This is a genomic window from Halanaerobaculum tunisiense (assembly GCF_054657635.1).
The window spans coordinates 92,920-117,411 of record NZ_BAAHYI010000001.1; the positions used below are offsets into that span (position 1 = coordinate 92,920).

General features: G+C 33.2%; 24 protein-coding genes. 2 read left to right on the forward strand and 22 right to left on the reverse strand.

All coding sequences use genetic code 11. From position 1 onward, the window contains the following. Positions 1-10: 10 nt before the first annotated feature. Entirely contained in the window at positions 11-1,216 is a 1,206-nt protein-coding gene (locus tag ACYQ3D_RS00435; RefSeq protein ID WP_459834936.1) for an MFS transporter, read from the forward strand. Between the two features lie 8 nt (positions 1,217-1,224). Here ACYQ3D_RS00435 and ACYQ3D_RS00440 read toward each other — a convergent pair whose 3' ends face one another. After that, positions 1,225-1,377, reverse strand: coding sequence for a hypothetical protein (locus ACYQ3D_RS00440; RefSeq protein WP_459834939.1), 153 nt, complete (start codon positions 1,375-1,377; stop codon positions 1,225-1,227). Positions 1,378-1,421: 44 nt separating this feature from the next. After that, on the reverse strand, positions 1,422-1,886 hold the full coding sequence (locus tag ACYQ3D_RS00445) for a DUF441 domain-containing protein (protein WP_459835453.1): 465 nt from the start codon (positions 1,884-1,886) through the stop codon (positions 1,422-1,424). A gap of 174 nt (positions 1,887-2,060) precedes the next feature. Here ACYQ3D_RS00445 and ACYQ3D_RS00450 point away from each other — a divergent pair, with 174 nt between their 5' ends. Further along, entirely contained in the window at positions 2,061-2,918 is an 858-nt protein-coding gene (locus tag ACYQ3D_RS00450) for a M15 family metallopeptidase (protein WP_459834942.1), read from the forward strand. A 49-nt stretch (positions 2,919-2,967) separates the two neighbouring features. Here ACYQ3D_RS00450 and ACYQ3D_RS00455 read toward each other — a convergent pair whose 3' ends face one another. The 20 genes from ACYQ3D_RS00455 to ACYQ3D_RS00550 form a co-directional block, all read right to left on the reverse strand. Beyond that, positions 2,968-4,344 (reverse strand): ABC transporter substrate-binding protein, encoded by a 1,377-nt coding sequence (locus tag ACYQ3D_RS00455; RefSeq protein WP_459834945.1) that lies wholly within the window; start codon positions 4,342-4,344, stop codon positions 2,968-2,970. Positions 4,345-4,363: 19 nt separating this feature from the next. Continuing rightward, the gene (locus tag ACYQ3D_RS00460) at positions 4,364-5,290 is read right to left on the reverse strand and encodes a L,D-transpeptidase family protein (protein WP_459834947.1); all 927 of its coding nucleotides are present in this window, start codon (positions 5,288-5,290) and stop codon (positions 4,364-4,366) included. A 215-nt stretch (positions 5,291-5,505) separates the two neighbouring features. Next, positions 5,506-6,582 (reverse strand): GerAB/ArcD/ProY family transporter, encoded by a 1,077-nt coding sequence (locus tag ACYQ3D_RS00465; protein WP_459834949.1) that lies wholly within the window; start codon positions 6,580-6,582, stop codon positions 5,506-5,508. Positions 6,583-6,585: 3 nt separating this feature from the next. Further along, positions 6,586-6,801 (reverse strand): hypothetical protein, encoded by a 216-nt coding sequence (locus ACYQ3D_RS00470; protein ID WP_459834950.1) that lies wholly within the window; start codon positions 6,799-6,801, stop codon positions 6,586-6,588. 20 nt (positions 6,802-6,821) lie between these two features. Further along, positions 6,822-7,997, reverse strand: coding sequence for a Ger(x)C family spore germination protein (locus ACYQ3D_RS00475; RefSeq protein ID WP_459834952.1), 1,176 nt, complete (start codon positions 7,995-7,997; stop codon positions 6,822-6,824). A gap of 3 nt (positions 7,998-8,000) precedes the next feature. After that, positions 8,001-9,602 (reverse strand): spore germination protein, encoded by a 1,602-nt coding sequence (locus ACYQ3D_RS00480; RefSeq protein WP_459834954.1) that lies wholly within the window; start codon positions 9,600-9,602, stop codon positions 8,001-8,003. A gap of 129 nt (positions 9,603-9,731) precedes the next feature. Then, positions 9,732-10,442 (reverse strand): 2-phosphosulfolactate phosphatase, encoded by a 711-nt coding sequence (locus ACYQ3D_RS00485; protein WP_459834957.1) that lies wholly within the window; start codon positions 10,440-10,442, stop codon positions 9,732-9,734. 74 nt (positions 10,443-10,516) lie between these two features. Continuing rightward, positions 10,517-11,353 carry a phosphosulfolactate synthase gene (gene comA, locus ACYQ3D_RS00490; RefSeq protein ID WP_459834959.1) on the reverse strand — a complete coding sequence of 279 codons (837 nt, stop codon included), beginning with the start codon at positions 11,351-11,353 and terminating at the stop codon, positions 10,517-10,519. A gap of 18 nt (positions 11,354-11,371) precedes the next feature. Beyond that, complete coding sequence (locus tag ACYQ3D_RS00495; protein WP_459834961.1) at positions 11,372-11,707, reverse strand: YqhV family protein; 336 nt, start codon at positions 11,705-11,707, stop codon at positions 11,372-11,374. Positions 11,708-11,949: 242 nt separating this feature from the next. Then, positions 11,950-12,552 carry a nitroreductase family protein gene (locus ACYQ3D_RS00500; protein WP_459834963.1) on the reverse strand — a complete coding sequence of 201 codons (603 nt, stop codon included), beginning with the start codon at positions 12,550-12,552 and terminating at the stop codon, positions 11,950-11,952. A 22-nt stretch (positions 12,553-12,574) separates the two neighbouring features. Further along, on the reverse strand, positions 12,575-13,222 hold the full coding sequence (gene fsa, locus ACYQ3D_RS00505) for a fructose-6-phosphate aldolase (protein WP_459834965.1): 648 nt from the start codon (positions 13,220-13,222) through the stop codon (positions 12,575-12,577). Between the two features lie 242 nt (positions 13,223-13,464). Beyond that, entirely contained in the window at positions 13,465-14,652 is a 1,188-nt protein-coding gene (locus tag ACYQ3D_RS00510) for a NupC/NupG family nucleoside CNT transporter (RefSeq protein ID WP_459834967.1), read from the reverse strand. 177 nt (positions 14,653-14,829) lie between these two features. After that, positions 14,830-15,501, reverse strand: coding sequence for a deoxyribose-phosphate aldolase (gene deoC, locus ACYQ3D_RS00515; protein ID WP_459834969.1), 672 nt, complete (start codon positions 15,499-15,501; stop codon positions 14,830-14,832). A gap of 13 nt (positions 15,502-15,514) precedes the next feature. Then, complete coding sequence (locus tag ACYQ3D_RS00520; protein ID WP_459834971.1) at positions 15,515-15,670, reverse strand: XapX domain-containing protein; 156 nt, start codon at positions 15,668-15,670, stop codon at positions 15,515-15,517. 79 nt (positions 15,671-15,749) lie between these two features. Further along, positions 15,750-16,469 (reverse strand): DeoD-type purine-nucleoside phosphorylase, encoded by a 720-nt coding sequence (locus tag ACYQ3D_RS00525; protein WP_459834973.1) that lies wholly within the window; start codon positions 16,467-16,469, stop codon positions 15,750-15,752. Positions 16,470-16,507: 38 nt separating this feature from the next. After that, positions 16,508-16,912 (reverse strand): cytidine deaminase, encoded by a 405-nt coding sequence (locus ACYQ3D_RS00530; RefSeq protein ID WP_459834975.1) that lies wholly within the window; start codon positions 16,910-16,912, stop codon positions 16,508-16,510. Positions 16,913-16,930: 18 nt separating this feature from the next. Beyond that, positions 16,931-18,235 carry a pyrimidine-nucleoside phosphorylase gene (locus tag ACYQ3D_RS00535; protein WP_459834977.1) on the reverse strand — a complete coding sequence of 435 codons (1,305 nt, stop codon included), beginning with the start codon at positions 18,233-18,235 and terminating at the stop codon, positions 16,931-16,933. 544 nt (positions 18,236-18,779) lie between these two features. Continuing rightward, a complete protein-coding gene (locus ACYQ3D_RS00540) occupies positions 18,780-21,863 on the reverse strand; it encodes an efflux RND transporter permease subunit (RefSeq protein WP_459834979.1) in 3,084 nt (1,027 codons plus the stop codon). Continuing rightward, complete coding sequence (locus tag ACYQ3D_RS00545) at positions 21,863-23,140, reverse strand: efflux RND transporter periplasmic adaptor subunit (protein ID WP_459834981.1); 1,278 nt, start codon at positions 23,138-23,140, stop codon at positions 21,863-21,865. The genes ACYQ3D_RS00540 and ACYQ3D_RS00545 overlap by 1 nt, the downstream gene beginning before the upstream one ends. Further along, the gene (locus ACYQ3D_RS00550) at positions 23,137-24,417 is read right to left on the reverse strand and encodes a TolC family protein (protein ID WP_459834983.1); all 1,281 of its coding nucleotides are present in this window, start codon (positions 24,415-24,417) and stop codon (positions 23,137-23,139) included. Before ACYQ3D_RS00550 ends, ACYQ3D_RS00545 begins: the two co-directional genes overlap by 4 nt. Between the last annotated feature and the right edge of the window lie 75 nt (positions 24,418-24,492).

A 24,492-nucleotide genomic window follows, 5' to 3' on the forward strand; every position in this document is an offset into this window, starting at 1 on the left:
GGAGACTGATATGAAAAAAAAGTATAAAATAATGGTTGCTGTCTTTGCTACTGTTCCTTTTTTAATGGTCTTAGGAAATTCAATGTTGATTCCTGAGTTTCCTACCATTAAGTCTAAATTAAATATTAATCAGTTCCAAGTAGGATTAATGATTACTCTATTTTCTGCTTCAGCTGGTTTAGCAATCCCCTTTTTAGGCTATCTCTCTGATCGCTATGGGAGAAAGAAAGTGTTAATTCCTGCCCTAATAACCTATGGCTTAGGAGGTGTAGTAGCAGGAATTACAGCTGTTACACTAGGTAAAAAAGGGTACTATATTATATTGTTAGGTCGAATTATCCAAGGCATTGGAGCAGCTGGTACCTATCCTATAGTCATAGCTTTAGTAGGTGATATCTTCCAGTCAGGAGAACGAAGTACAGCACTAGGAATTGTTGAATCAGCTAATGGATTAGGGAAGGTATTAAGTCCCTTATTAGGAGCAGCTGTAGCTTTAATCGTCTGGCATGCCCTCTTTTTTTCCTATGCTTTTCTAACAATTCCGATTGTAATAGCTGTCTATTTTTTTGTGGAAGAACCAGACGGCAATACCAAAGAGGAAAGTCTAGGGGAGTATCTAAAGCAGATCAAAAATATCTTCCAAGAAAAAGGAGTTCCTCTCTTCTTTAGTTTATTAGCAGGAGTAACTGTCTTATTTATTCTTTTTGGAGTCTTATCCTATATTTCTGATTTATTCGAGACTAAATATGATATTACTGGACTTAAAAAAGGGTTAATTATCTCCTTACCTATTCTATTTATGTCTACTAGTTCTTATCTGTCAGGACTTTATTTAGAAAAAAAGGGTAAATACTTTAAACATTCTATGTCCTTAGGTTTAACTATTGCTGCTGTTGCTTTAACTATTCTACCTTTCTTAGACGGATTAATTCTTTATCTAACCTTAATTGGAGTCTTAGGAATCGGTAATGGTCTAGTGCTACCAGCATTAAATACACTAGTAACTAGCACAGCTGCTAGCACCCACCGGGGAGGAATCACTTCAATTTATGGTAGTTCTCGGTTTATAGGAGTGGCTTTTGGCCCGCCTACCTTTAGTCTATTAAATCAGATCAGTACAGTAGTCATGTTTATTACCGCAGCAGCAATTGCTCTAACAGTAGCTTTACTAACCTTCTTTTTAGTCCAAGAAGAAGTATTATTAGCTGAAAACTAAAAGAGGATTCATTCCTCTTTTTTCTTCTTTTTTTTATTTATATCTCGATACTTACTTAAATAGTGACTATAGGTATCAAATAAATCAATCTGCAATCGCTGAGGTTGATTCAACCATAACCAAATAAAGATTAACGCTACACCACCTAATATCCACCACATATTAGCACCTCTCTATAACAATTTAATAAGATTGATTCTATAAACTACCAACCACTTAGCAATAAAGAGTACAACCGATAAAAAATAGCTGTTAAACCGCCAGCCAATAATGGGCCAACTGGCACACCATTAAAAAAGACAACTCCTACTATAGAACCTAATAATATCCCCACCACCAATTCCGGCTCACTATCCAACAAATTAATCCCTAGCCCTACTACCTGAGTTGCTAAGATACCGCTAATCAAGGCGAAAATACCTAGTATAGACTTATAACTGCTCATAATATCTTTAACACCTAATTTTCCACTAGCTAAAGGAGATAAAACTGCCATTAACAAAAACAACAAGCCTAATTTAATCCCGCGACCATCTAGTATCTCTAACACAAGATTAAATCTAACTAATTTAAGCATCCCTAAAATTACACTAGCCACTACCAATAAATTAGATCCGGCTAATAGTCCTAAACTTAGCATAAAAATTAATAGAAGATAGCTTTCCAGAATTAACTCCTCCCTCCTCTTAGTTTAGCAAAATACATTTATAATATATGATTTTCCAATCCAAAATAGAATAATCACTATCTCCTATAATTACTATTCAATCCAATAAGTTTTGATTGCAAATCTACTATTACATAAGTTACAATTAAATTTGACTAAGCAAAAGGGAGGAAGAAAATGAAAAAACACTTCTTTATTATCTGTTTATTACTTTTATTAGTTAGTTATTCTGGCATTAAAATTCTTGCTCTTGATAATATAATTATAAATAATTCACCAACTAACCCTGTCCAACCTCAAGACAATAATCGAAAAAATCATAATCAGCAACCAGATCATCCTGTTAAAGAAAAGAACCAAGATCAAAATAATAATCAAGACCCTTCTCAAAAGAGACCTGTAACTAACCCAGTAGAATATAAAAATGGTACAGAAATCATTACCCAACCACAGAATAAATTAGTCTTAGTCAATAAAAAAAGAAGTCTACCAGCTGATTTCAGGCCGCAAAGCCTTGTAATTCCCAATATCCCTTTTTCTTTTACTAAAGAATTACCGAAGAAAAAAATGCAACCTATAGCAGCACAAGCTATAGAAAAATTATTTAACCAAGCTAGCCAGGAAGATATCAAACTAGCTGGTATCTCAGCTTATCGATCTTATCAACGACAAACAACAATCTTTAATTATAAGATACGACAAAGAGGAGAAAAAATAGCTAATAAAACTAGTGCCCGTCCAGGAGAGAGTGAACATCAAACTGGACTAGCTATTGACATTTCTAGTCCAAATGTCAATTATCAACTTGTAACATCCTTTGGAGAAACCAAAGCAGGTAAATGGTTAGCTAAAACTGCTCCTCAATACGGATTTATTATTCGTTATCCCCAAGAAAAAACTCAAATCACTGGTTATCAGTACGAGCCATGGCATCTGAGATATGTAGGGACTGAACACGCTTCTAAAATCGCTAATAACAATTTAACCCTAGAAGAATATTTAGTTGATAGAAATAAAACTAACAAAAAATCTTAATCAAAACAGAAAATCAAGGGCGGAATTCTCGCCCTCTACATAATTACTACTACTGCTCTTTAGATTGCTTAGATTGAATTAAGTACTTATAACCCCGCCAAATCTGATCAACTACTTTCTCACTAGCTAAATTATCTTCCCAATAACTTCGATAATTCTCCTGAATCACTTGTTCCACTTTAGGATCTAAATCTTGTTTCCTAAATTCACTTAATTCTCTATAACCTGCTTGGTTAATATAAGTCATAAGCTCCTGCTTGATTTCTGATTTCAACTTTACCTCCTTCTTCCAAATAGACTGTAGTGGTAAATAGGCTGGTACTACTCGTAATTTTTTAGCTAAATAAAAATTCTTTTTTTGGTTAATAAATTTAGCAAACTTATAAACTGCTTTTGAATGATCATCTCCTTTATATTGCTGTTGTCTAAAGAGAAGTAATCCAGTAACTAAAGCAGTAGTTACCTTATCTTGCTGAGAATTAAACTTTGGAATCGGTAGTAACGTTAAATTCTCTTGCGAATTTTGCTGATAAAAACTATTTAACAACCAACTATTGACTGGTGCTACTATCCCAGCTTTATCTTGTAAAAAATAAGACATAATCTTTTTATTCATCTGGTCTGGTTTTCGAGGAAAGACTTTACTCTTGCGTAACTTATCTAATAACTTAAATACATTATGTAAGCTATCAACTGCCAATGCTACATCTTCGTCAGGAGAAATTAGTTGTTTATTTCTTAATAATTGATAAATTAAATCTGAATTATAAGGATTAAAAATAATACAACTTTCCTTATCTAAATTATTAATTTCTTTAGCAACCTGAACAAACTCTTGAATAGTCCATCCTGTAGTACGAAGCTGATTTAAGTTCAAACTAGTCTTATCTAATATAGATTTATTTCCTAACCATACTCGGGGGAATATCCAATTAGGTAAGCCCCACAATTGTTCTTGATAACTAAAAGATTTGAGTGCAAATGGGCTATATTTTTCTTTATCTCCTTCATCTAAAAGTAAACTAACTGGTATCTGTAATTCTTCACTTATTAATTTGGTCCCAAAGATATCATTATAAACATCTGGGGGATTGCCTGCTTTAAGGGATTTGTTCAATTTTTTGGGTCCTTCTAAAAAGGACAATAATTTATAATTAACTTTTATATTAGGATATCTCTGATTAAACTCTGTAATTGCTTCTTCTAAAAATTGTTGATATCTCTTATCTTGACCAATAAATAATCGGTAATCCCAATAAGTGACCTGATATTCCTGGTTAGGGTCTATTTCAGCTTCTGGGTCAATAGTAAAACCTTGCTTGAGATAAAATTTGAAATAATAAATTAGTCCTCCACTAATTAAAAAAATTAAGATTATTACTCCAAAAATCAAAAACCAATTTTTCTTATTTAATATTTTAAGCACAATCAAATTCACTCCTTTCTTACTTTAAATTTAAAATATTAAATACATTATCATCAGCTATTAAATCATCCCGTAATCCATAAATATACTTAAGTTCTTTCATAGCCTGCTTAGTAGCAGCACCATACATTCCATCGGTATAGCCAGGTTTAAACCCTGCTGCTCTTAAACTTTCTTGCAGTAATAAAACATCTCTACCGACTTGCCCTGGGCGAAGATGGTGAGTTATATCAATAGAATCTCTCCTACCAATAATTTTAACCCGAGTTCCAACCTCCACCCACTTATAAAGGACCTTTACATGACGATTATACATCCGAATACAACCATGACTAGCTGCAGTGCCAATTGAGCCTGGTTTATTAGTACCATGAATTCCATATTTACCCCAAGGTACATTTAATCCCATCCATCTATCTCCAAATCCTCCTCCCCAACCTGCATCCTTATGTACTATTGCCCATTCACCTACTGGAGATTTAGTTTCTGGTTTACCTATAGCAACTGGAAAAGTATAATGCAATTCCCCATCTGAAAATACCTTTAATTGCCTTTTATAACCATCAATTAAAATAAACACCTCTCCTGGTGGAGGAGTTATTTCATTACTTGAAGTCACAATAGATGGCTTTTTATCTAAAACTTCAGCTAGGTTAAACCACGTTTTTTGAGTAACTATACCTGTCCCTGGTAAGTCATTAGCATATTGAAATTTCTTAACTGCTAAATATGTATCCCAATCATAAATTGCATTTAATTCTTGGTTATAATATCCTAGTTCTTTTAATTCTCTCTGTAACTCCCAAATATCATTTCCTTTAAGTCGAGGAGTTTGTAATGATATCTGACGCATTTTTTGACAACTACAATCAGGAACCTTTGCTAAAGCAGTAGAAGACAGAAAAACAATAATCAAAACAAACAAAAGTAATCTCTTTAAATACAACCTCCCACCTCCAGTCAATTTAATTCTTTTATCATAATTCTCTTATAGAATAATATTAAAAATCATTGCTAAATAGTATCAATAGTGAGTATAGGCAACTCAGCTACAAATTCTAATTAACTTTTCATAATAAATTCACCGATTCCTCACACTCATAAATATTAATTACTATCTTAAATTTATGTATTAGAATAGAAAAAATATTCTACTTTGGATTATAAAATCAAATTCAATCTTTTTTTAACCCCAGAAATAATCAAAATTAAGATAGGAATTATGATTTGAAATGGTAGAGCATAATAGGGATAAATATCTCTACTCCACTTAAACATTACAAATACATTATCATAAATCCAGATTGCTGTTGTAATTACTATTGTTAACATAGGAAGTACATAAGGTTTATAATCATGCAAATTAATCAATTGAGTAACTCCCATTACTGCTCCATAAAGACAGATGATAATTTTTATTGCTCCACCAATCAATAAAACCACATTAATTATAGAATCAATATCTAAATAAGGAACTACTTTTGTAAATATCGCAGGAGGAAAGGTAGCCCTAGCAAACATATCTGCTCCTAAAGCCATTATTTCAGCTATGATCAATAACAATAAAATAAAACCGATAGTTGTAATAGATAAATAAGTAGTCTTTAATAAGTTATCTTTCTTATTAGAAAAAGGGAAGATCATCAAAAAAACAACCAGCTCTCCAAACGGAAAAGTCAAAACTGAAAAAGAAGTTTTTAAAATAGGTATCCAACCATACTCTAAAAACGGAAGAAGATTATTAATATCATATAAAGGAATTAATAAAAATAGAACTAGAATAGATAAAAGTATTGATATTGGAACAAAAAGTTCGCTAATTCTAGCTATGACTTCTAAACCATTTTTGGTAGCATAGGCAATGAGTAAAGCTAAAGCAGTAATTACAAAAATAAGGGGAGTTTCAGGATAAACAATTGCTGTTGAATATTCTCCAATGTTTCTCAAATTAATAGCTGCTAAATGAGTAAAATACCATATATATAAGATTGCTACTATACTTCCTAAGTATTTTCCAAAAGTTACTTGCAAAATTTCTATTAAAGTCTTATCCGGGTTTAAATTAGCTATAATAATATATAAGCCCATTAGAATAAAACTACCACTCCAGGCTATCAAATAAGCTAACCAAGCATCCTGTTGAGCACTTCCTAATACATTAATAACAACTGAAGTACCAAAAATAAACCCACTAATCAATAAACCTAATTGGAAATTAGAAATCCTAGGCTCATTCATAATTCACCCTCCCAAAATCAATCTAACTATTTTTCTGGTAATAATAGTTGGGTTAGTAGGAGCTTTATCAATCATCTGTAAGAAACTAATCATAAATCCCAGGAACAATAAAAAAAAATAAAGAAACATCACTCTGCCTCGCTTTTCCTTCTTTATTAATCCAGGTAGATCAACTAAAACAACAATAAAAAAAGCTACAATTAACCCTACTAATAACATAATAAACCTCTTTCTCTTAATTATTTAGGTTCGACTCGTTGTTTGATTAAACCTGAGTGTCTAATCTTCCAGGTTACTTTTATCTTAATTGGAGCTTGACTAAAAATACTATTCCAATCCTCCTTTATACTATGCCAATAATCTACATACTCTCTGTGTACTATTTGAGAAAAGCCAAAAAAATCACTATTATACTTCTTTTGCCCCAACTTAATCACTTGCCGTATATTTTTCTTAATTACCTCCTCTCCTTTCTGTTCTAATTTATTAATCATCTCTGAATTAGTTAAGTTGCCTCTCCCTTGTTGCTCTGCTAACTTTCCTTCTGCTTTAACCTCTACCTCAAAAACAGGTTTACTCTGCTTTAACTTGACATTAATCTTACTAGTGGACTGAGAAATCTCCATAGCAACTTCTTGATCTTCATCTAATGGATTAGAAACATTAATAATTCCACTTTTTATTTTGTTCTGCACAAATAGAAGTCCTCTAGTTAATATAGGATCTAACCAACCAATCAACTTATCTCTCTTAAAAACAGCTGCTCCATGAACCTTTAAATCTTTTACATTAATCTGTTTTTTATTTTTTATTTCTTGACCGACCTCAACCATTCCAATTGCAGGAGAAAAACCAAAGCTTTTTAAATTATTTAATAATTCAACCAAATTAATGTGCATCATTTTTGCTAAGGAAGCTTGATTTGTTAATACATCTGATAAATGAAGCGCAGGAAGACTTTCCAAATCACTTTCTGCTTCAAGCACCTTCTTGGCTGCTATATTTTTACTTATCATTATCTTTGCTTTAGGTGTTAACTCATGATCTCGCTCAAAAAAATCAAGCACCTTCATCATCCCTTCTTGGGCCAACTCCTCTCCAACCACTATCAACTGTAAATGGCTCCAAAAAGGCTTCCGATTTATTATATTATTTAAATTTCTAACTGCTGAAAAAACAGTATCACCGGTAGCAGAATAAGTCCAGAAAGCTTTCTCTTGACTCCCTTGTTGTCTAGCGGCTATAGTGTTAGCTTTAACCAATTGAACAGTAACTTCTATCTTATCCTCTTTAATTTGGTCAAGTCCTACTGCTATTACAATACTCATATCAGTTAAATCTTGATTATCCCAACAACCTACTAAAGTTGGTAACAATAACAAAATCATTAATATTAAAACTATTTTTTTCTTCATCTCTTAATCCTCTCTTTTTCTAATATCAAATTCCATTCTATGATTAGGTTGTTCCCTCTTCTCCTCCATCAAAGACATTGGTCTCATCCACATAGACCAAATAGGAACTCTAATAAAGCTATCCTTTAGATCCATTCCTTTAACAGGGGTTAAAGGGGCTAAATAAGGTACACCACAAGACCTAATAGTACAAAGATGGATAAAAAAGGCTAGTATTACTAAGGCCATCCCCATAAAACCTAGAATACTAGCAACAATAAGTACTATAATCCGTACTATTGGCAAAACTCCCCTTAAAGAAGGAAGGATAAAGCTAGTAATAGCTGTTAGAGCAGTTATCATTATTATTGGATTACTAGCAATCCCTGCATCAACAGCAGCTCGGCCGAGGACTAACCCACCTACAATACTCACTGCTTGTCCAATAGGTCTAGGCATTCTAACGCCTGCTTCCTGTAATAATTGGAAAGCTAGTCCCATTAAGAAAGTCTCTGTAAAGGCAGAAAAAGGAATTCCTTCTCGAGAAGAAGTAATTGTTAATAATAATTTAAAAGGAATTAAGTCCTGATGAAAATTAACAGAAGCTACATAAAAACCAGGTAAAGCAATAGTTAATACTATCGCTATACATCTAAACATCCGCGTCAAAGTAGCAAAAAAAGGGCTTGTATAATAATCTTCACTGGAATGAAAATTTTCAATAAATAAACGAGGAACCGTCAAAACAAAAGGGGTTCCATCACATAAAATAGCCACTCTACCCTCTAAAATTTTACCAGCAACTACATCTGGCTTTTCAGCATTTCCTACTGTAGAAAAGATAGAATAGGGGGCATCCTCTACAAATTCCTCGATATAGCCAGACTCTAAAATACTATCTGTTTTAATTTGTTTCAATCTTTGTTTAACAGTCTCAACAAGATCATTATGGGCCAAATCTTTAATATAACAGATACAAACCTCTGTGTTAGTATATTCTCCTAAAGTCATCATCTCTGATTTCAGTTTAGGACTCTTTACCTTGCGACGAAGAAGAGCTGTATTAGTCCGCAAGGTTTCAGTAAAACCAGCCCTTGGTCCGCGCACAACTGATTCAGTATTTGGCTCCTCTACTCCCCGAGATTCCCAACCTCTTGTTCCTATTCTTAAAGCAGTCTGCCTACCATTTATATAAATAATAGTATCACCAGCTAAAATAGCATTAATTGTCTCTTTAAAATCTTTAACTTCTTTAACTTCACCTACACTAATTAAATTTTCTTTTAGTATATTTAGTATAGTAGACTGATTCAATTCTGCATCTAATTCTGTCATTCTAGATTCTACCATTAGTGATTTTAAAATATCATTACTAATTAACTGTCTATCAACTAACCCATCAAAATAAGTAATCAATAGCTTAATCTGAGAATCTTTTCCCATATTAAACTTACGTAAAATAAAATCATTACTATCAGAAAATATCTGGTTCTGTAGTTTTTCTTTAATAATCCTAGTTGAGTCAGGAATTTTTGTATTTCGCTCCTTACTCTTAGAATTATTACTAGTATCATCTAAGTATTTTAACTTTAAGTAATTGAATAATCGAAATATTTTATTTAACACATATTTTACCTCCTCTTACTTAATTATATTATTTAACCAATCTATAATTTTATGCATAATCACCAACCCTTTATAGCAATTCCACAATAAAAAAGCTACCGGATAACTCCGGTAGCAATAAAATTGAAACTATTGAATTTTAATCCTATCATTTTTATAGACAGGAAGAATATCCATTTCTGGACTATTAGCTATAAACTCAACATCTTTTTCCTTCCCTAAACTAATTAAATTCTGTCCACTAGCCGACTCTTTAAGTACAGTCAATATCTGATCCTGATTATAGTCATAAAAATCACAAGCAGCTTGCGCTCTATCACTTAATGTTGTCTGTTGTATAGAGGATAAATAAGAGATTGCTTTACCAGCTGTAACAAAATCATCTAAGGCAAATTGGCCTTCTACCCCAGCACAACAAAAGACTACTTCTGACTCTTGTTGTAACCTAGCCACTACTGCCTCTAAATTCAACAAGGAAGCAATTAGCACTTCATTTGCTTCATCTAATCTAGCAAAACATTTAGTCCCATTAGTAGTAGTTAAAACTACTCTTTTGTCCGCTACCTGATCAGCTGTATAATCACAAGGGGAATTACCTAAATCAAAATAGTCTATCTTAACTCCCTGGCGCTCTCCTGCTACTAAATATTCTTGATCTAACTTACTAGCCAATAAATTAGCTTCCTGGATACTAACTACAGGTAATACCTCTAAAGCATCATTAGCTAAAGCTGTTACAATAGTACTAGTAGCTCTTAAAACATCAATTACTACTGTTACCTTTCCTGTTATAGCGCTATCAGTAATCTTGTCAGCAGAAAATACAACATCTAATTCCATCTTATCACACTCCAGTCAATTAAAATTACTAGTTACTTATTATTGTAGCTGATTACCAATCAATTATCAATCAATTACAAATCCATCTCGATAAATAAATTTTCTGTCTCTGTATCCTCTATAGTAGTCCTGAAAGTATCACCACGTAATCCATTCCGTAATGATTCTACAGCTAAGATTTCTTCAGGAGCTATATTACCCAAATTAACATTATTCCCCAAAAGATTAATAAAGTAAACTTGTTGTTTCTTTAGTGGAGTCTCCCAGATAATATCAGTATGATCTGGAGTTTCTAATAATAATTTCTTCAACTTAAACTCATCAGCTTGACCGTGCTGATCATAAATAGAAACACCAGTTCCTGATTCTCTAGCTTCAATAATCACCTTATCTGCTCCATCTGCTAAATCCTGTTTGAGCTGTTTGATCATCTGGTCAGTCTTAAATGATTTACTTTTATCCTTCTTTCCAATCTCTGATAAAACTTTAAATCCTAGATTTCTAGCTTGCTTAATAATCTTACTTCTTAAATTTGTTGGCAAATTAATAGTACCATCAGAAACTTCTATAGCTGTAAAACCTAACTCTTTAGCTTTCTGTAAATATTCCTCGACCTGATTTTGATTAACTGCTACCTCTAAAAAAGTCCCTCCAGGATAAATATCGATCTCTTGGGAAGTAATTAGATCAATTTTATCTTGTAAACTCTCTTTAGGATACAAAGCTGAAGTACCAAAACTCAATTTCCAAAAATCAATATAACTTGTAGCTAACTCTAATAAATCCTTACTTGCTCTTAATCCTAAACCTTTATCCAGAACCATAGTCAAACCATGTTGTCTTGGCTTTTGCTCTCTTCCTACTAGTGGAAACTCTAAATCCAGCCCCCAACCCTTCTCTTCCGTACTCACTGAACCACTCCTTATTAATTATAATTTCATCCCTAGAAAAATTAAAGCTACCCCTAAGATGATAACTGTCATCTGGAGCATAGAAAATTTACTAGCTAATCCTATCAACCCTATACTAGTTGCAGTAACCATTACTACTGGGCCAACTAATGCTAAAAATGAATTAATCTGAAAAGCAATAACTCGCGAATCAAACTTCAAGATAAGACAAGCTGCTAATAACTCAATTATCCCGGAGATAAATCTAATTACTGACATACTTAGTACAATTTTGTCCTTGACTAAAAACATACTGATCCCCACTTTTAGGATGTTATCCTTTCTTTTATTCTCAATCTCCTGATTTTTATCCACTACTCCCTTGCTTCAATCTATTTATACTCAATTCCAACTATAAACATGAATCAAAAAAGAAAAAAATGCCTTCCTGAGTCAGATTAACTCCTATCAGGTAAAGGCATTAATTAGTTTCTAATAACTTTATTGATATATTGTGTCGGGAATGAGTGTGGGTGTGGGGGGTAATTTCAAACTCTTGAATAATTAGCTTTTGACCTTACTCACACGGATTCCTCACACTGACACGATAGTATTAACTAGACCCTATCCACTATAAGTTCCTCTAAATCCAATCTAGGTCTCCGCTCAGGATTTTGATCAGGATAACCAATCGGCAGTAGAGAAACTACATCAAGATTATCATCTAAATCTAATAATTTAGTCACCTTCTGTTCATTAAACATCATCACCCAGCAACTACCTAATCCTAATTCTGTTGCTTGTAAAGTCATATTTTCAATTGCTATAGCACAATTTAAGTGCAAATATCGTTTTATTTCTTCTTCATCCCGTTCTTCACTTTTATAACTTGAAGGGTCAACTTTGGTTAAATCAGTTCCAGCAAATGCCCCTGCCTTTTGTAATTCAACAAATCTTTTCTTTCTCTCTTTAAGTGAGTTATAATCAACACAACAAACTATTATTGCTGGAGCCTCTGCTACAAAATCAAGAGTAGCCCCTTCTAATTTTTCTCTTATCTCTTCTGATTCAACTACAACAAATCGCCAAGGCTGTAAATTACTCCCGGATGGAGCCAATTGTCCTGCCTTTAAAACTTCATTGATTTTCTCTGTCGCAACTTCCTTAGATTTAAAATTTCTTATACTTCTTCGCTTAGCAATAGCTTCTTTAACGTCCATTATTAGCCTCCTTCTTAAATTATTATTCTTGCGCCTCTTCCCAATCAGCTAAAAATCTCTCAATACCAATATCAGTCAATGGATGTTGAGACATCTTCTTAATTATGCTAGCAGGAATAGTAGCAATATCTGCTCCCACTAAAGCTGCTTCTTTTACATGGCGAGGACTTCTAATACTAGCAGTTATAATTTCACTATCTAAATCATAATTAGTTAAAATCTGGTTGATTTCTTCAATTAACTTCATTCCATCATGAGCTCTATCATCTAATCTACCTACAAAGGGACTGATAAAACTTGCTCCAGCTTTAGCTGCTAATAAAGCTTGATTAGCTGAAAATACTAAAGTAACATTAGTCTTGATCCCTTCTTGCTCTAACGTATTAACTGCTTTTAATCCTTCTTCAGTCATCGGTATCTTAACTGCTACATTAGATGCTAATCCTGCTAATTCTCTTGCCTCTTCAATCATTCCTTCTGCATCTGTACTTATTACCTCAGCACTTACTGGGCCATCTACCAATTCACAGATTTCTTTAATTCTTGTATGAAAGTCTACATCTCCCTCTTTAGCTACTAAACTAGGATTAGTTGTCACGCCATCAATTACACCTAAATTATTTATCTCGTTAATCTGGTCTAAATTAGCAGTATCAAGAAAAAATTTCATAGTATCACTCCCTATAGTTTATTATACTAAAAATTAGGTCTTTTAATTGCTACTTTCTAATTCAAAACTAAAATTCTTTGTTACCGAAATAAAGGAAAGAAAGCCTCTCCTATGTTAATAGGAGGAAATAAATTTCCATAAACTGCATTTATAAATATAGTTTAATAATAGTATACTATTATTAATAAGTAGTAAGGATGTAACCTTGAGAAAGTATCTCGGAAGTAATTAAAATATATTTATTAAATCAACATTCCAGCAATAGTAGCAGTCATATAAGTAGCTAATGAACCAGCAATTAAAGCTCTAATACCTAAAGCAGCAATTTCGCCTCTTCGTTCTTCAGCTAAGCTACCAATACCTCCTACCTGAATTGCAATAGAAGAAAAGTTAGAAAAACCACATAAAGCAAAAGTGGCAATTAGTTCTGACTTAGCAGCCAACTTACCAGCTTCAAGCATTTCTGATAAACTAGCATAAGCTACAAACTCATTAATAGCCATCTTCTGACCTAGCAAACTTCCTACTTCCTGAATATCAGCTACTGGTACTCCCATAACAAATGATAAAGGAGCAAAAATATAACCTAAAATTTCCTCTAAACTAGTTCCTAAAAGATCTAACGGATAATTAATCAAAGCAATTAAAGCTACAAAAGCAAGTAACATAGCTGCTACATTTAAAGCTAACTGTAATCCTTCACTAGCACCTTCCGCTGCTGCATCAATCAAATTAGCATTATCAACATCTAAATCAATTTCTGTTTCACCGGAAGTAGCCGCTTCTTTAGTCTCTGGAACAATGATTTTAGCCATTACCAAAGCTGCCGGAGCAGACATAATACTAGCTGCTAATAAATAACCAGCGTCAATCCCCATACCAATATAACCAGCCATCACTCCACCAGCTACAGTAGACATTCCACCAGTCATTAGAGCCATAATCTCAGACCGAGTCATATCCGGTACATATCTTTTGACTACTAAAGGAGCTTCCGTCTGTCCTACAAATACATTAGCTGCAGCAGATAAAGACTCAGCTCCACTTAGATTCATAACCTTTTTCATAATTTGAGCCATAATTTTGACTACTTTTTGAACAACACCTAAATAATATAAGACCGACATTAGAGAAGAAAAGAAGATAATTGTAGGAATTACAGATAAAGCAAATGCACCTGAATCCATTAAGGAACCAAAGAGGAAATCAGCCCCATCATTAGAAAAACTTAGTATCTTAACCACACCATCACTTAACTTTTCAAAACCTGCCTTGGTTAGAGGGACTTTCAAAATAAGCAAAGCAAAAATTAGCTGGAGTGATATCCCACCAATAACTGGATGTAGATCGATTTCACTTCTATTTTCTGAAATAGCATAAGCAATTCCTAGTAGAACAAAAATTCCAATGATTCCAATAAATTTGGTCATATTAATAGCCTCCTTAGATTATATATTATTAGGGTAAAGAGGCTTATTAATAGTTATTGGTTATTAGACATCCCCTTATTCATTGAAAATATTATCTTAAATTCAAGTAATAAATTATATTAATTTATTAACAATAACTACTATCTTATAGGATATCTAACAGAACCTAAAATTCTATTAATAGCTACTTGTAGATTCTTGACCAGTTACAATTTCAACTCCTGAACTAGCACCAATCCTATCGGCTCCAGCTTCTATCATATCTTGAGCATCTTTTTTATTTTTTATGCCTCCAGAAGCCTTAACTCCTACTTTTTTTTCTACAATTTTCTTCATTAATTTAACATCTTCTAACGTTGCACCTGCGGTACCAAAACCAGTAGAAGTCTTAACAAAATCAACTTCTGCTTCCTTAGCAAGCCGACAAACCCTCTTCTTTTCTTGTTGTGTTAAATAACAAGTTTCAATAATCACTTTAGTTATGGCCTGTCCCGCTGCTTCAACTACTGCTTTGATATCTTCTTTAACTAAAGCCCAGTCTCCAGACTTTAAAGCTCCTAGATTAATTACCATATCAACCTCTTGTGCTCCATTTTCAATAGCCTTTTTAGTTTCATAGGCTTTTACTTCTGAAAGAGTATTTCCTAAAGGAAATCCAATCACTGTACAAACTTTAACAGAACTATCTTTTAACTCTTTTCTAGCTAATGATACATAATTCGGATTAATACATACAGAAGCAAATTGATATCCAATTGCCTCTTGACATTTTTCTATAATTTCCTCTGCTGTAGCGTCAGCACTTAATATAGTGTGATCAATAGTACTAGCTATTTCTTCATTTTCCATTATTTCACCTCTTTTAAAATCCAGTCTGAACTAACATAAAACCTAAATAAATGCCCACCACTCCCATAACTGCTCCCAATGTAGGAGGAGCAGGGATTGGTAGTTTAAGAAAAGAAAATAAAGCTCCTACTGTCATACCAGATAAAGTAGAAACTAAAACATTTCTCATCACTCTTCCTCCTTATTAATTTACTACTAGCGTATATTAGTAAGAAAATTTATTCAATTAAGCCATTTTATATAAACTATTAGCCATACAATTTAGTTACAGTATCCAATACCATATTCGTCATTCGATCTACACCCTGTTGAATTTTCTCTTTATCTGCTCTTACTTGAGTAAAGACATGATCTGAAACAGTTAATATTGTTGCCGCCCTTAAATCATACTTAGCAGCTAAATTATACAATGCTGCTGTTTCCATCTCCACTCCTAAAACACCATAGTCAGCTAATTTTTCAAGAACATCTGTATAGTATTCATTCTTACCATAGAAATAATCAGAAGTAACAATTTGCCCTACATGAGTTGGTATTTCTAAATCTAGAGCACTTTGATATAAATCATTGATTAATTCAAAGTCAGCTGTAGGTGCTAAATTAACATCAGGTTTTAATTGATTAATAGTAGTACCTGAACTAGCAGCTGATTGGCCAATAATTAAATCTGCTTGGTCTAAATCCTCTCTCAACGCCCCACAAGTTCCAACTCGAATTAATGTTTTAGCTCCTAACATCTGCAGTTCCTCTAAAATAATAGCAGTAGAAGGAACTCCCATTCCAGTTGTCTGAATCGAGACTTTTACTCCATTAAACTGACCAGTAAAACCATACATCTTCCGATAATCAGTATATAATTCAACATTATCTAAAAACTTATTTGCCATATACTCAGCTCGTTCTGGATTACCAGGTAATAAAACAATATCTGCTACCTCTTCTTCCGAAGCTTCAATATGAATTGGCATAACTAAAACACCTCTCTATTTAAATTTAAGTTTTTGGTTTAATCGTCTAAATCCTCTGCTCCAAATGCTCCCCATAATAATTCACTAATTTCTTTAGTAATTGAATCACCAGCTAAATTAGCCATAATCACTTTAATATCCGGGCCAAACTCACTAATTACCTGCCGACAAGATCCACAAGGTGATGTTGGCTGGTCTGTATCAGCTACTACAGCTAAAGCTTCAAACTCCTGGTGTCCTGCTGAGACTGCTTTAAAAATAGCTGTTCGTTCAGCACAATTAGCTAAACCATAAGCAGAATTCTCAACATTACATCCAGTAAAAATTTCTCCTGTACTTGTTAATAAAGCAGCACCAACTTTAAAGTTAGAATAAGGGGTATACGCATTCTTTCTTGTCTGCCGAGCTTCCTCTATTAACTTTTCTTTTAATTTCTGATCCATTATATTTTCGCCCCCCCCTTAGTCTATAATTTCATAAATTAATGGTGTTTCTTCGGGTTGCTCAGCCCTAATTTGATAGGCAGATAATAACTTTTCTTTAGCTTCTTCTAACTTAGCATCATCATTATAATAAAGAGTAGCTAGCTTATCTCCTGCTTCCACCTTAGCTCCTACTTTATTAGCTAATTTAATCCCTACTGCTAAATCAATAGTTGACTCTTTAGTCTCTCGACCTGCTCCTAATAATAAAGCACTTAAGCCTACCTCTTGAGCTTCAATCCGCTGAATATAACCTGACTTCTTAGCCTCAATATCCAATTTGTTATCAGCTTGAGGTAATAGTTTTGGATTATCAATTACTTTAGCTTGACCACCTTGTTTAGTGATCATTTCTTTAAGTTTAGCTAAAGCACTACCATCATTTAAAGCCTGTTCTAACTTTTCTCTAGCTTCTTCGCTATTATCTGTTATACCACCTAAAACTAGCATCTGACTACCTAATGTTAAACATAACTCTGTTAAGTCAGTTGGCCCTTCTCCTTGCAAAGTCTTAATTGCTTCTGCTACCTCTAAAGCATTTCCTACTGCCAAGCCTAATGGTTGATCCATATCAGAAATAATAGATCTTGTCTCGCGACCTACATTATTACCGATCTCAACCATTGTCTTAGCTAATTTTTTCGCCCCCTCATAATCCTTCATGAAAGCTCCACTACCTACTTTAACATCTAAAGTAATAGCATCTGCTCCCGAAGCAATCTTTTTACTCATAATACTACTAGCAATCAACGGAATAGAATCAACAGTGGCCGTTACATCTCGTAGAGCATATAATTTTTTATCTGCTGGGGCCAAATCTCCTGTCTGACCAGCTACAGCTAAACCTGCCTCATTTACATTAGCAATAAACTCCTTTTGAGTCAAGGAAGTGTTAAATCCAGAAATAGATTCTAACTTATCAATAGTTCCTCCAGTATGGCCTAAACCACGACCTGACATCTTAGCTACTGGTGCCCCACAAGCAGCAACTAAAGGTGCTAATACTAAAGTGGTTGTATCTCCTACCCCACCAGTACTATGCTTATCAACTTTAGTACCTTGAATTGGATTTAAATCAATCATATCACCTGATTGAGCCATAAGTTCAGTCAAAAAAGCTGTTTCTTCCTTATCTAATCCTTGAAAGAAGACAGCCATAGTCCAAGCTGATAATTGATAATCAGGAATCTCCCCTTTTGTATATCCTTCAACTAAAAATGATAATTCAGCTCGGCTTAGTTTCTTACCTTCTTTTTTTCTTTGAATAATATCATATGCTTGCACACTGATTCCCCCTTGTTCAAACTAATTAATAGACATTTTTATATTTCCCAATTATTTCTTAAATATTAATTGAGATATTAAACTACAGCCTACAGTTAAAATAAAAAATTATAGAGGGTTATATGTAAGTTATATTTTAATTCTAACCGTAAACTAATGATAATTTATCTTTTAAATAGATTAACTTTATTATTTGTTATTAGCTTATAAGATTAATCAGTCGTAAGTCGTCTGACCTCTTACAATGTTTATTCTAATACATTCAGAATCTTTTGTCAAGTTTCCTGTTTAAATATTCATACAACTTTTATAAAATTTTAGTGAATCAGTCGTGAGCTATGTGTCGTGTGCTGTGTGCGGATGCTTTTTATCACGAAAAGTTTCTGTGAAACTTGTAGGATCAGCAGATTTTCACGGAGAGTCCAAAGGACTCGTAGGAATTCAAAACCTTTAAATTCAAAATCTAACCCCTTAAGCAGATAGCTGATATAAAGTAAAAAAGTGCTAACTGGACTTCAATCCAGCTAACACTTTACTAAATAAATTATGCTTCTAATGATTCGTCTTTATCCTCGTCACCATGTAACAGATTTCTCACAAAGCCTGTAACATTTTGGGTTAAATCTTCCATAATATCATAAAATACTGGTACTATTACTAAGGTCAAGAAAGTAGCAAGCAATAATCCACCAATTACTACAATTGCCATTGATTGCTGCATTTCAGCTCCAGCTCCAATTCCGAAAGCTAATGGCAACATCGCTAACATTGTAGTCATAGCAGTCATCATTACCGGTCGTAATCTAATTGGACCTGCATTTAATATTGCTTTTTCTCTTTCTTCAAATTCACGTCTTGTATTAATATAATCAATTAATACAATACCATTATTAACTACAATACCTGATAACATAATAATTCCAATGAATCCATTAATGCTCAATGCTACTCCAGTCAGGGCTAAGGCTGTAACTGCACCTACTAATGAAATAGGAACTGTAAACATAATTACAAAGGGATGGACTAAAGATTCAAATTGAGCTGCCATAACCATATAAACTAATACAATAGCCATTAACATTGCCTGACCCAATTCTTGAAAAGAGTCACGCATATCTTCAGCATCTCCTTTATAATTAACACTATATCCCTCAGGTAAATCTAAATTATTAATTCTACCTTGCACATCACTTAACACAGCACCTAAACTACGCTGATAAGTATCAGTAGAAATAGTAAATTTACGTTCTTGTTCTTCTCGTTCTATAGCATTTGGCCCTGTAGAATACTTTATGTTAGCTATTTGAGTTAACGGTACCGTTCCTCCTTGAGGTGACTTTACCTTAACATCTAATAATTTATTAATTGAATCACTTTGCTCATCCAATAATTTCAACCTAATATCATATTCTTCTCCATTCTCCTTATACTTACTTATATCTGACCCATCAACAGCTGTCTTTAAAGTAGAAAATAATTGCTGTTTAGTAATCCCTAATTCATTTGCTAAATCTTCCTTAGGAATAATTTCTAACTCTGGTTTACTAGCTTTGGGAGTAATTGCAATATTTCTAGTTCCTTCAGTCGCTTCAACTTCATTTTCTATCTTTTTAGCTAAATTTAGTAACTTATCCAAATCAGGACCCTTTACATTAATATTAATTGCTCCACCACCTTTACCTTCTTTACCCATCATCGAAGTCTGGGGAACAACGTTAATTTGAGCCCCTGCTAAATCTTTTAAGCGAGTCCGCATAACTTCTGCTATCTCTGTAACCCCTCTATTTCGTTTTTCTAAATCTATTAAATCAACTTCCATTTCTCCTTCATAATTATTATCATTAGAACCAGCTTCATTCGATATACTTTCTATTTCAGAAATATCTTCAATTTTTCCTTTGGCTCGTTTTACAAATTGATCAGTCTTTTCTAATTTAGTTCCCTGAGCCAATTCAAAATAAAGGTTTACTGTTCCTCGATCAGATTTGGGCATAAACTCAACTTCTAAAGGGATTAAATTAGTTTTCATCCCTACCCCAAATAAGATCAATACAATTATTAAACCTCCGGCCACTACATAACGCCACTTCAAACAACTACGTAATATTTTTTTATAAATCTTAGTAACCTTACCTTGGCTAGTATTTTCCTCGTCTACTTCTACCCGTAATAATTTAGAAGATAACATTGGAATAAGAGTCAAGGCTACTACTAATGATGATAATAATGAAAAAGCAACTGTCTTAGACATAGGAGTAAATATCTCGCCAGCAATTCCATCAACAAAAACCATCGGTAAGAATACAGTTACTGTTGTCATTGTCGAAGCAAAAATAGCTATTCCTACTTCAGAGGCACCTTTTTTCGCGGCCTGAATTCTATCTAAACCTTCATGATGGTGGCGATAAATATTCTCTAATACCACTACCGAGTTATCTAATAACATCCCTACTCCTAAACTTAAACCACCTAAAGTTAAATTATTCAAACTCAGACCATCAAAATACATCATAGCTAGTGTAGCAACTACAGAAACAGGAATGGCAGTTGAGATAACTACTGTAGTTCTAAAATTACGCAAAAATAAGAACAAAATAACAACTGCTAAAATAGCCCCTGTAGCAAAGTTTTGCTGTACACTAGCAATTGAATCTCTAATAAATCCTGAATTATCAGAAATTACTTTAACCTCAATATTATTAGGAACTTCTTCCTTTAATCTTTTAATCTTTTGCTTAACTCCATCAGCAACTGCTACAGTATTAGCATCATTCTGTTTTTTAATACCTAAAGTGAGACTCCGTTTCCCATCTAAATAGCTATATTGTTCTATTTCAGCATGAGTGTCTTCTACTACAGCAATATCAGATAAATTAACTTGTTCTCCACTATTTTTTGTAATTTGAATATTTCTAATTTGGTCTACACTTTGAAACTCTCCTTTTCCTGTTACAACCAGCTCTCTATTACCATCATCTACTTTTCCTATACTCATATCTGAATTCGAACGTTCAACACTAGATGAAATATCATCAAAAGTTAATCCATAAGCATCCAATTTTTCTTGACTAACTTCAATTTGAATTTCTCGATCCAATCCCCCGGAAATATTGACTGATGCAACTCCTGATATCTGTTCTAAATGCGTTTGAAAGTTATTTTCAGCCAAATCTTTTAAATAAGTTAAATTACTACCAGATAAAGACACCTTAACAATTGGACGATTAGCTGGATCAAACTGCATAATCACCGGCTCTTTTGCTTTATCAGGTAACCCATCTTTAATCATATCTATTTTATCTCTAACGTCAGCTTTAGAGGCATTAATTTCACTACCCCAATCAAATTCCAAAGTAATTGTCGACACATTCTCTTTACTCGTTGAACTAATCGTATTTAATCCTTCAGTTGTAGCAATTGATTCTTCTAATGGTTCGGTTAAGGATTCTTCTACCTCTTTGGGACTAGCTCCAGGATACTGTGTCTGAACTACAACAAAAGGCAAATCTAAATCAGGCATTAATTGAACTTGCAATCCAGTAAAAGCTACCCCACCAATTATTACAATTAATAGTACAAACATTGTAATCGCTATTGGACGATCAACAGAAAAATCGGAGAACTTCATTATTGTCCACCCCCTCCGACAACTCGTACTTCATTTCCAGCGGATACTTTTTGTGAACCAACAGTAATAATTTTATCTCCTAGATTAATTCCTGATAAAACTTCCACTTTTTTAGAATTAGTAAGTCCTATAGTTACTTCTTTTCGTACTGCTTGATTATTTTGAACTATAAACACATAATTTTTATTATTCTCTTGCAACAATGATTGTTTAGGAATAACTAATTCCCCCGCACTACTTTCAGTTTCTATTGTAGCCTTAGCATACATTCCTGCTTTAATTAATCTTTTACTATTATTAATTGTAATTTCTACTAAAAATCCTGAATGCTGTTGATTCATTTTAGGGCTAATCTTTTTAATCTTCCCCTGTAATTTATTATCTAAAGCATTAAAATCTACTTCTACAGATTGACCCTTTTCTAAATCATTTATATTTTGCTCACTAACAAAAGTTTTAAGTTTGATTGGAGTTAAATCAACAATAGAAACTGCAGGTTGAGAAGCTGCCATTTCTCCTGTTTCAATATCTACTTGAGTTACTATACCAGAAATTGGAGCAGTAACCTCAGTCTTATCCAATTTTACTTGAGCTGTTTTTAAATTCTTTTTTGCTTGGTTAACTTGAGCCTTTAAAACCTGAATTTTTTCTTCCGTAGCCCCATCTTTAGCTATCTTTAACTTTAATTTAGTTGATTTATAAGTACTCTTAGCACTTATGTATTTACTTTCACTTGCTTCTAATTGTTGCTCAGAAATAACATCCTTTTTAAATAACTTTTGTTGTCGATGATAATCTTTTTTAGCTTGATCATAATTTGCTTTAGCACGTTTTAATTCAGCTTTGATCTGAGAGATCTCATCATCTCTAGTGCCGGCTAAAATTTGATTTAAATTAGCCTTAGCGACTTCCAACCCAGCTTCAGCTTTCTCAAATTGTACTTTAACATCTTCCTGATCAAGCTGTAATAAATCATTGCCTGCTTTTACCTTATCTCCAACTTCAACCCCCACTTTTTCTACTTGAGCTTGCAATTGAGGAGTTACATTAACTGACTTTGCTGGCTTAGCTTCCCCAGTTACAGTAATACTTTTGCTTATTTTTCCTGTATCAGCCTTAGCAACTTCTACTGGAATAGACGGTTTATTGTTTTCCGATTGGTTAGAACTTTGTTGAGAATTTGAAGTAGCTTCGTTTTGAGAACAACCAACAAAGACTCCTAATAATAATCCCAAAACAAGTGTAATAATAACTAACTTTTTATATTTTTTAATCATTGAGTTACCTCCTTACCTAAAATCTTATTTAACTTAGCTAAAGCCATATTATAATCATAAATGGCTTGATAATAATCTGTCTTAATCTGTTCAAGTGTTGTTTCGGCATCTAACATTTGTAAGCTAGTAACCATTCCTTCTTCAAATTTTAATTTGACCTGATCTAAATTTTCTTGCGACTTTTCTAAATTTAATTTATTCAGGTTAATTCTTTCTTTAGCTTCCTGTAAATCTAACACAGTCTGCTTAACTTGAAGTTTAATCTGATCTTTAATCTGTTGCTGATTAGTTTTAAACTTATTTACTTCTTTAGTCAATTCTTTAATTTTAGATTTCTTTTGGCCCCCATCAAATAAATTATAGCTTAACTTTAACATTACATTCCAATCACCATCACTAATAGTAAACTCTTTATCTTGCGCTTCATAATTAGCTGCTAGGTTAAGATTAGGATACTTTTTCTTATTTTCGATTTGTTCTAAATTTAGCTTTAAGTTCTTTTCTTGTAAATCTAATAATTCAAACTGAATTCTATTATCTAAAGCAGTCTTATACGCTTGATCAGTAGTAACTTTTACTGGTTCCCAACTCAACTGATCACTTAATTCTAATCTTACTTCATCTGCTAGATTTAAAGAATTTTTTAAGTCTAGCTTAGCAGTCTCTAGTTTATTCTTAGCCTCTAATAAACTCTGTTGAGCTTGAGTTTGATTTACTTTTGCTTGTAACACATCGGTCTTAGTAGCTACTCCTACCTCTTGGTTAGTCTCAGCTACTTCTAAGTAATGATCAATCCGCTTTAACTGTTGTTGACTAACTTGGATCATCTTCTTCATTTTTAGAACATTATAATATTGTTCTACAACTTGATACTTAACTTCCTGTTTTTTCTCCTGGAACTCCAATTTAGCCACTTGTAACTGATTGCGAGCTTGTTGATAGCCCGACCTTAATTGTCCTCCTAAAAAGATAGGTTGTTGTAGATTTAGCTTAAAAGAAAATTTATCCTTGGATCCATTAGTTTTAGGCGCTTCTCCAAACCTAGTATAATTAGTATTTAAATCTAAGTTAGGATAAAAAGCACTTTCAGCTCCCTCTAATTTAGCTTGAGCTATTTTTATATCTTGACGTAATTTCTGCAATTTCTTACTCTTTTGTAAGCCAAACTCCACTACTTTTTCTTTATCTAAAACTCTTTTTTCTTGCTCTGCTGCATATCCTACTGTTGAGATTGCTACCAAAACCAACACAACTACTACACTCATATATTTCTTCATCTAACCCCTCCTGCATTACTTGACTGAATAGTCAAATGATAGTAAATAAAAAAGTTGACTGTTTAGTCAACAACA

Excerpts from the sequence above, each read along its gene's own strand:
- deoC (WP_459834969.1), bottom strand. The coding sequence starts at position 15,501 with ATGGAAAATGAAGAAATAGCTAGTACTATTGATCACACTATATTAAGT.
- ACYQ3D_RS00435 (WP_459834936.1), top strand. The coding sequence starts at position 11 with ATGAAAAAAAAGTATAAAATAATGGTTGCTGTCTTTGCTACTGTTCCT.
- ACYQ3D_RS00545 (WP_459834981.1), bottom strand. The coding sequence starts at position 23,140 with ATGATTAAAAAATATAAAAAGTTAGTTATTATTACACTTGTTTTGGGA.
- ACYQ3D_RS00550 (WP_459834983.1), bottom strand. The coding sequence starts at position 24,417 with ATGAAGAAATATATGAGTGTAGTAGTTGTGTTGGTTTTGGTAGCAATC.
- ACYQ3D_RS00530 (WP_459834975.1), bottom strand. The coding sequence starts at position 16,912 with ATGGATCAGAAATTAAAAGAAAAGTTAATAGAGGAAGCTCGGCAGACA.
- fsa (WP_459834965.1), bottom strand. The coding sequence starts at position 13,222 with ATGAAATTTTTTCTTGATACTGCTAATTTAGACCAGATTAACGAGATA.
- ACYQ3D_RS00450 (WP_459834942.1), top strand. The coding sequence starts at position 2,061 with ATGAAAAAACACTTCTTTATTATCTGTTTATTACTTTTATTAGTTAGT.
- ACYQ3D_RS00510 (WP_459834967.1), bottom strand. The coding sequence starts at position 14,652 with ATGACCAAATTTATTGGAATCATTGGAATTTTTGTTCTACTAGGAATT.
- ACYQ3D_RS00525 (WP_459834973.1), bottom strand. The coding sequence starts at position 16,469 with ATGCCAATTCATATTGAAGCTTCGGAAGAAGAGGTAGCAGATATTGTT.
- ACYQ3D_RS00520 (WP_459834971.1), bottom strand. The coding sequence starts at position 15,670 with ATGAGAAATGTTTTAGTTTCTACTTTATCTGGTATGACAGTAGGAGCT.
- ACYQ3D_RS00440 (WP_459834939.1), bottom strand. The coding sequence starts at position 1,377 with ATGTGGTGGATATTAGGTGGTGTAGCGTTAATCTTTATTTGGTTATGG.
- ACYQ3D_RS00485 (WP_459834957.1), bottom strand. The coding sequence starts at position 10,442 with ATGGAATTAGATGTTGTATTTTCTGCTGACAAGATTACTGATAGCGCT.
- ACYQ3D_RS00540 (WP_459834979.1), bottom strand. The coding sequence starts at position 21,863 with ATGAAGTTCTCCGATTTTTCTGTTGATCGTCCAATAGCGATTACAATG.
- ACYQ3D_RS00470 (WP_459834950.1), bottom strand. The coding sequence starts at position 6,801 with ATGTTATTAGTAGGGTTAATTGTAGCTTTTTTTATTGTTGTTTTAGTT.
- ACYQ3D_RS00475 (WP_459834952.1), bottom strand. The coding sequence starts at position 7,997 with ATGAAGAAAAAAATAGTTTTAATATTAATGATTTTGTTATTGTTACCA.
- ACYQ3D_RS00465 (WP_459834949.1), bottom strand. The coding sequence starts at position 6,582 with ATGAATGAGCCTAGGATTTCTAATTTCCAATTAGGTTTATTGATTAGT.
- ACYQ3D_RS00500 (WP_459834963.1), bottom strand. The coding sequence starts at position 12,552 with ATGGACGTTAAAGAAGCTATTGCTAAGCGAAGAAGTATAAGAAATTTT.